1 protein-coding gene is annotated in these 1,549 nt (G+C 67.5%); it reads right to left on the bottom strand.

The window, feature by feature from the left end:
• Positions 1–362: 362 nt before the first annotated feature.
• Positions 363–1,549 (bottom strand): dihydro-heme d1 dehydrogenase (gene nirN, locus FFS27_RS32650; RefSeq protein ID WP_137952550.1); only part of this gene is annotated, 1,187 nt, incomplete at its 5' end.

Here is a 1,549-nt window from a genome sequence, read left to right as displayed (position 1 = left end):
CTGTACCTGCTGGACGCCGAGCAGTTCTGAGGCCTGGCGCCTGAGACGGAAAGCCCCGCGATGCGGGGCTTTTTTCTAGGCGCCGGGGGCTCGGCGCGCGGGACGGGTGGGGGGATATCCGCTTGCGGCTATCCGCCATTCCCAGGGTTTTCTCGGGGCCGTGATGGGACAGGGTGATCGGCGGATAACGCCGTTGGCGTTATGCGCCCTACGGCTCCTCGCACAGGGTGGGCGGTAGGGCGAATAACCGCTTGCGGTTATCCGCCATTCCCGTGGTTTTTCTCGTGCCGTGATGGGACAGGGGTGTCGTGGCCCGTCGCGGAGGATACGGGGATATCCGTTGATGGCGTCTCGCCCGAGCCTCAGTGCGAGGTTCCCTCCGCATAGCCGATCTTGTTGCCGACGTTGTACTTGCCCGACGGCTTGTTCATCGGCAGTCGCTTCACTTCCTCCAGGCTGTGCGCGTCGTAGACCACCAGCGCGCCGTCGCGGTCCCAGACGCTGAGCAGGGCGTAGCGGCCGTCGCGGGTGAACTCGACGTGGCCGGCCACCTTGCCCGGGCTGGGGCGCAGGCGATGGGCGATTTCCAGGGTCTGCTTGTCGATCAGCAGGATCTCGTCGTGTTTCTTGCCAAGGAAGGTATCGGTCCAGGCGTAGGGCGAGTCGGCATGGCTGCGCATGAAGAAGCCGGGGCCGTCGGTGACGATTTCCTTCAACGGCTTCCAGTTTTGCAGGTCGATCACCGAGATCACCCCGCGGCTGATGTTCGGCGTAGCGAACACCCAGCGCCCGTCGCGCTTCCAGTAGATGCCCGAGCCGAGGTGCGGCATGCCCGACAGCGGGATCGAGGCGACCCGCGCGCCGCTGTCCAGCTCGATCACCTCGCCGCCCCTGGCCTGCCGCGAGCTGCCCAGCAGGTAGCGGTAGTCGGGGCTGAAGGAGAAGTCGTCGAGGTAGTCGGCCACCGCCAACCGTTTCGGCGCGACCGGCTTGCCGTTGGCATAGGGCAGCTCCCACAGCTCGTGGACGTCCTTCAGGGCGACCACGAAGCTGTGCCGCGGCGGTGCCGTGTATACCGCGCTGACCCGCGAGGCCTGGCCCTGGGCGTCGGCCGCCGGGATGACCTGCACCAGGGACAGGTCGCGGGCGTCCAGCAGCACCAGGTTGCCGGGCAGGTAGTTGCCCACCAGGACCCAGCGCCCGTCGTCGCTGACCGCCAGGTTGCGCGTGTTGAGGCCGGCGCGGACCTCGGCGACCACCTTCAGGTTGTACAGGTCGTAGAGGGTCACCCAGCCGTCGCGCGAGGCGAAGTACACCAGGCGCCCGTCCGGGGAGAACTTCGGACCACCGTGCAGGGCGTAGCGCGATGGGAAGCGGGCGATGGGCTCGAAGCGATCGCCGTCGAGGATGGTCACGTGGTGGTCGCCGGATTCCACAACCACGAACAGGTTCAGTGGGTCGGCCTCGAAGCGCGGCCTGGACGGCAGGGTGGCGAGGGGATGCGGCCCGACCCTGCTCCCGGAAAGCCTTTCGCGGCTGAAGCCGACGC

Origin of the sequence: Pseudomonas sp. 2VD (assembly GCF_005503585.1) — a bacterium.
GTDB lineage: Bacteria > Pseudomonadota > Gammaproteobacteria > Pseudomonadales > Pseudomonadaceae > Pseudomonas > Pseudomonas aeruginosa.
This window is presented reverse-complemented; position numbering and strand designations above follow the sequence as displayed.